The sequence below is a fragment of the Flavobacterium sp. genome, from assembly GCF_046293665.1.
Classification (GTDB): Bacteria; Bacteroidota; Bacteroidia; order Flavobacteriales; family Flavobacteriaceae; genus Flavobacterium.
In genome coordinates this window covers 955,689-961,730 of record NZ_JBKBOL010000001.1, presented here as the reverse complement: position 1 = coordinate 961,730, position 6,042 = coordinate 955,689, and the positions used below count along the sequence as shown (strand labels likewise).

At 37.0% G+C, this 6,042-nt stretch carries 7 protein-coding genes; 2 read left to right on the top strand and 5 right to left on the bottom strand.

Annotated features, from left to right (window positions below; translation table 11 throughout):
* Positions 1-261: 261 nt before the first annotated feature.
* Positions 262-1,494 (bottom strand): ABC transporter permease, encoded by a 1,233-nt coding sequence (locus ACK4R1_RS04315; protein ID WP_409684028.1) that lies wholly within the window; start codon positions 1,492-1,494, stop codon positions 262-264.
* 77 nt (positions 1,495-1,571) lie between these two features.
* Between ACK4R1_RS04315 and ACK4R1_RS04310 the strand changes: the two genes are divergently transcribed.
* Positions 1,572-2,783, top strand: coding sequence for an exo-beta-N-acetylmuramidase NamZ domain-containing protein (locus ACK4R1_RS04310; protein ID WP_409684026.1), 1,212 nt, complete (start codon positions 1,572-1,574; stop codon positions 2,781-2,783).
* Here the strand turns inward: ACK4R1_RS04310 and ACK4R1_RS04305 are convergent.
* From ACK4R1_RS04305 to ACK4R1_RS04295, 3 genes are read right to left on the bottom strand one after another with little or no spacing between them, the layout of a single operon-like run.
* Complete coding sequence (locus tag ACK4R1_RS04305; RefSeq protein WP_409684024.1) at positions 2,780-3,004, bottom strand: hypothetical protein; 225 nt, start codon at positions 3,002-3,004, stop codon at positions 2,780-2,782. The genes ACK4R1_RS04310 and ACK4R1_RS04305 overlap by 4 nt on opposite strands.
* 31 nt (positions 3,005-3,035) lie before the next feature.
* Entirely contained in the window at positions 3,036-3,431 is a 396-nt protein-coding gene (locus tag ACK4R1_RS04300) for a PH domain-containing protein (RefSeq protein ID WP_409684023.1), read from the bottom strand.
* Positions 3,432-3,438: 7 nt separating this feature from the next.
* A complete protein-coding gene (locus ACK4R1_RS04295) occupies positions 3,439-3,933 on the bottom strand; it encodes a YkgJ family cysteine cluster protein (protein ID WP_409684021.1) in 495 nt (164 codons plus the stop codon).
* A gap of 76 nt (positions 3,934-4,009) precedes the next feature.
* On the opposite strand from ACK4R1_RS04295, the gene ACK4R1_RS04290 reads away from it, so the two are divergent.
* Entirely contained in the window at positions 4,010-4,708 is a 699-nt protein-coding gene (locus tag ACK4R1_RS04290; protein WP_409684019.1) for a class I SAM-dependent methyltransferase, read from the top strand.
* 96 nt (positions 4,709-4,804) lie between these two features.
* Here the strand turns inward: ACK4R1_RS04290 and ACK4R1_RS04285 are convergent, their stop codons facing one another.
* Positions 4,805-6,010 (bottom strand): aminotransferase class V-fold PLP-dependent enzyme, encoded by a 1,206-nt coding sequence (locus ACK4R1_RS04285; protein ID WP_409684017.1) that lies wholly within the window; start codon positions 6,008-6,010, stop codon positions 4,805-4,807.
* Positions 6,011-6,042: the final 32 nt, after the last annotated feature.

Here is a 6,042-nt window from a genome sequence, read left to right as displayed (position 1 = left end):
CCTCGTTTTGCAGTTTTCCAATGAACAATCCCTCTCTTGCGGGGTGCAAATATAAAAACTATTTTTCTCCTAATCCAAATAAAAATTACCCTTTTTTTGTCTTTTTTTTAATCTCCTGATAACATGAATTTTACAAGGGCGTTTTTGAATTTTCTTAACAAACACAAAACAAAGTTTCCTTTCTAGCCCCGATTGCAGAGGCTACCCCGTAGCCCGGAAAGCGGGAAAATGGATAACCAATATAGACCAAGCCTTTCGCTCCTATTCGAAACGGATAGATTTGGACGGTGTGATTTTGGTGATAATATAGGAAGGAATTAATAAAACCAGTAGGCAGATGGCTACGGTTCCTATGTTTAAGAGTAATATGTAGAATAAATTGATGTCGACCGGCGCTTCGTTGACGTAGTAACTTTCGGGATTCAATTTAATGATGCCGAAGTATTTTTGCAACAACAACAGTCCGATGCCGATGATATTACCCCAAAGCAATCCTCTTCCTATTAGGTAAGCGGCGTTGTAAAGGAATATTTTTCGGATGGTCCAATTGTTGGCACCGATTGATTTTAGGATGCCTATCATTTGGGTTCGCTCTAAAATCAAAACCAACAATGCGACTACCATATTAATGGTAGAAACAGCTATCATCACTATTAGAATCACAACAATATTGAAATCGAATAGTTTAAGCCATTCGAAGATGTAATAGAATTTCTCGACTATGGTTTGGGTATCTAATGTGGAAGATGTTTCTCCGTAAACCTCTTGTCCTTTTTGTTCAATTTGGGTAAAATCATCAACGAATACTTCAAAAGAACCGATTTCAGTGGGTTTCCATTTGTTGATTCTTTGCACGTGACGGATATCGCCGATTACATAACTGGCATCGAATTCCTGAAACCCTGAATTGTAAATCCCAACGATTTTGAAATTGCGCAGGTTATAGCCTTCGTTGTTTTCTTTCATGAAATAGGTCACGAACTTGTCATTGAGCTTCAACCCTAATCTATTCGTAAGATATTGTGAGATTAAAACTTCTTCGTTGAGATTAGACTTGAAATTAGGCAATCTGCCTTCCATTAGATACTCTTCTAAATTAGTAGTTTCGTAATCTTTGCCGACACCTTTAAAAATAACCCCTTCGAAAGCGGTTTCTGTTCTTATGATTCCGGCCTTACTGGCAACGGCTTGCACATGATTGATGCCGTCAACGGTTTTGAACTTAGGATAAAAGCTTTGGTTAATTGAAATGGGCTTGGTGCTAACATCAGAATTGTTGTCGTTATAGCCTGAGATAATAATATGTCCGTTAAAAGCGGAAACTTTTTGGCGTATTTTTTGTTGAAGTCCAATACCGGTAGCAATAGAAACGATCATCATAATCATACCCAAAGCGATGGCAGTGATGGCAATTTTTATTATTGGCGCAGAAATACTACTTTTATGGTCTTTAGCAGTAATCAGTCTTTTGGCTATAAAGTATTCCGGTTTCAATATTTTAATCGATTTGTGACAAAGATACACAAAGTTATCGGCGCTGAATTACCACAACTTTTAGAAAATTATTTGTTATGAAATATTTTATCAACGGTACCTTATTGCTTTTAGCCTATTTGTTTATCTCGTCATCTTGTGGTATCGGAGAAAAAATCAGGACTAGAAATCTTGAGCCCGAAACAAAAATGACGTCACAACCAAGCGCTATAAAAACAGGCGCAGATGATTCAGCTACTTATCTTCCTTTATTAAAGAATAAAAAAATTGGCGTTGTTACCAATCAGACCGGAATCCTTTCTAACAAAACCCATTTGGTTGATTATCTTTTAGACCAAAAAATCAATGTTCAGAAAATCTACGCGCCGGAACACGGTTTTCGTGGCACATCTGATGCAGGCGAATTGATTAAAGACGGCAAAGACACCAAAACCGGTTTGCCTATTATTTCCCTATACGGCAATAACAAAAAACCTAAACCGGAGCAATTGACCGGAATTGACATGATGGTTTTTGACTTGCAAGATGTCGGTGCAAGATTCTACACTTATATTTCATCATTACATTATATTATGGAAGCTTGTGCGGAAAACAATATTCCTTTGATTGTTTTAGACCGACCTAATCCAAATGGAAGTATTGTTGACGGACCGATTTTAGAAAAAGAACACACTAGTTTTGTAGGCATGCACCCAATTCCATTATTGCACGGCATGACGATTGGCGAATATGGCCAAATGATTAACGGCGAAAAATGGTTGAAAAATGGAATCCAATGTAATTTGACCGTGATTCCGTGTTTGAACTACCAAAGAGAAATGGCTTATAGTTTGCCTGTAAAACCTTCGCCCAACTTACCCAATGACCAATCCATCAATTTATACGCGAGTTTGTGTTTGTTTGAAGGAACCAATGTGAGTTCGGGACGAGGAACTGAAAAACAATTCCAAATTTACGGTTCGCCTTTTCTGCCAAAAAGCGATTTTAGTTTTACGCCAATTCCGAATTTTGGTGCCAAAGAACCCATGCACAAAAACCAATTGTGCTACGGAGAAGATTTAACCCAAATTCAAAAAGTGACTCGTTTGGAATTGAAATGGCTGATCAAAGCGTATCAAACGACTTCGGATAAAAGCAAATTCTTTAATGATTTTTTTACCAAATTGGCCGGAACTAAGAAACTACAACAACAAATTGAAGCCGGAACTTCGGAAGCTGACATCAGGAAATCTTGGGAGAATGGCTTGACTGAATTTAAAACGATGCGTAAAAAGTACCTGATTTATTAATGTTTGCTTTTTATAATTCTTTTAAAAAATTGAAACAAAAAATAAGGAATAAAAAAGAAAAGTAAAAGCAATACATATATAATCAGCGACAGCATAAACACTTCAAACATTTGGTAAGCAAATGAATTTACAGGCTCATCGGCATCTATCCAATACCCAAACAAGGCAGTTGCCAAGGAGAACATATAAATTAGTAGTAAATAAAAAGGGATTTTTTTCATGACTGTTTTTTTAAAAAAACGATAAAAACAATCATTTATTATTCACCACCTCAATATTCGGATTGATTTTTAAAAGCTCTTGAATAAAAGCTTCTCTTTCTTTAGGAGAAATTAATATTTCATTATACTTATTGTAAACCACCGCAATTCTGTCGAGCGACAAAGCCGGTGAACTTAATGGATTGTTGGTTCTGTAGATTTTTCGAATGGTTTTAATGTCTATTTTGGTCCACCAAATATGAAGATTCTCTCCCTCAATTTTATACTTTATGGATTTGAACATCAAAAAAAAGAAACTCAAAATACCAAATGACACAAAGAACATCAAATAGTCTTTGCTCAAAATGCCCTCTATCATAGGGTAACAAAACACAATAAAAACAACGATAATCAACCACCAGTCGATTTTAGACCTATAAACTTTCATTTCAATTTTATAAAGGTAAGCGTTTCTTCATTTCTTCCACAATATTGTAAGCCGCCGGACAAATCGCCACATTCTTCAACGTCAAATCGGATATTTGCTGGAATTTCTTTCGATCTGTATGTGGAAATTCGCGACAAGCTTTCGGACGAACCTCATAAATCATACAATAATTTTCATCGTCCAAAAACGTACACGGCACATTTTGCAACACATAATCTTGGTCTTCATCAATGCGCAAATATTGGTCTATAAACTGTTGTGGCTTTTGTTTCAAATGTTTCGCAATGCGTTCAATATCGGCCGAAGTAAATAATGGTCCGGTTGTTTTACAACAATTGGCACAAGTCAAACAATCCGTTCGTTTAAACTCGGCGTCGTGCAAATCCTGCATCACATAATCCAAATTCTTGGGCGTTTTCTTTTTCAGCTTATCGAAATACTTTTTGTTTTCGATATGCTTATCTTTGGCTAACTTTTGGATATTGTTTAAAATTTGTTTCAAGTTTTCAGGCTTCACGTTGGTTACTGCAAAGTTAACAACTTTGAAACTTGAAACTTGAAACCTGAAACTAAAATTAATGAAAGATTTATTCGGCCAAGCCATACTCGATTTTCAAACCAACAATGCTCCCGAAGATTTGGTCACTGAAACCAATATTTCCGATGCCGATGACATGAGCGTCGAGTATCTTTTTCGAGCTTATAATGAAATGCCCAAGTTGGAAAAGAAAGCTTTGCAACTCGCTAAGGGCAAAATCCTCGACGTAGGTTGCGGCGCCGGAAGTCACAGTTTGTATTTGCAAGAAAAAGGTTTTGACGTTACGGCTATAGATATTTCTCCGAATGCCATTAAAGCTTGCCAACTTCGCGGGGTTAAAAATACCATAGTTCAGAATTTATTAGAAGTAACTAACGAAAAGTTCGACACCATCCTATTGTTAATGAACGGCACGGGAATCTTTGGAACACTTGCCGATACCTCAAAATATTTACAAAAGTTAAAATCCCTTTTAAATCCAAACGGACAGATTTTGATTGACAGTTCCGACATCATTTATATGTTTGACGAAGACGAAGACGGCAGTTTTTTGGTTCCGGCCAATGGCTATTATGGCGAATTGACTTTTACCGTTTCCTACAAAGGCCAAACCGAAGAGACTTTTCCTTGGCTATATCTCGATTACAACACTTTACAAAATGCCGCTCATGCCAATGGTTTAGAATGCGAATTGGTTATTGAAGGCAAACATTATGATTATTTGGCCAAGCTTTTTTAGGAGCTGTTTCCGGCTATCCACTGTATCTTTTACACCTGTCAGGTTTTAAAAACCTAACAGGTGTAAAAGGATGCCGTTCCTATCCGGGCTAGGAGTTTATGCTTCTATCAAATCGGTGGTTTTAATAATGTCTTCCAATGCTTTGTACAACACCTCCAAATCTTCCTGAGAATTATAGGCATTGATTGAATACCTCAAATAAATATTCCCATTCAACGGCATGACCGGAATTTGGATTTTATATTTGTCATATAGCAAATCTTTTAACTCCGCGGGCTTTGTGGTCTTCACCGGAATACTTGCCATTTGTCCTAAAAACGCTTCAGCAATCGGTGCCAAAGGTTGGGTTTTGAGCAAATCACAAAAGCGTTGGTAATTGTCAAAAACGATTTGCTTACAAGCTTTCGATTTTTCTTTCCAGTTGTTTTGTTCTAAAAATTCAATCACTTTTGGCGTGCACAAAAAAGTCGAATGGTCATTGGTTCCTTGGTATTCGTGGTAATCCAGAAACTGGCTTTCGCTTGGTGACAAACTTTCATAACCCCAACTAACCACTAAAGGATCAATATCCGCTTGAAACTCTTTTTTCACATAGAGAAACGAACTGCCTTTCGGAGCCAACATCCATTTGTGCAAAGTGCCGGTGTAGAAATCGGGATTCAAATCAGCGATATTTAAATCGATATGACCAGGAACGTGCGCGCCGTCAATAATAGTAATCAAACCCAATTCTTGTGCTTTATCACAAATCTCCTTAACCGGAAAAATCAAAGCCGTTGAACTCGAAATGTGGTTTAAGAAAATAACTTTGGTGTTGTGGTTGTAACCTTTCCAAAACTCTTCGATGATTTGTTCTTTGGAAACTATCGGCAAACTAATGTCTTGACGAATGTATTTAGCTCCGGATTTTTTACAATAAAAATGCCATGTTCTGTCCATGGCACCATATTCATGATTGGTAGCCAAAATTTCATCACCGGGTTGCAATGTTAGACTACGCATGATGGTGTTAATCGCTACCGTCGGATTAGGCACAAAGAAGAAATCTTCTTGATTACAACCTATAAACTTTGCTAATGGCGATTTAGCTATCTTGAGATATTCGGGTAATTTTTTCTGTATAAATTGAACCGGATCCGATTCTAACTCGCGTTGTAAACGTTGAAACTCTTCAAAGATTGGTTTCGGACAAGCCCCAAAAGAACCGTGATTTAAAAAAGTGATGGAAGCGTCAAGCAAAAATTGTGATTTACTCACAGATAATAATTCGTTTTTTGGGTGTTCGTGAACCGTTGGTTTCATGATGGATTATTTTTTGTAAAAATAAAAAATCC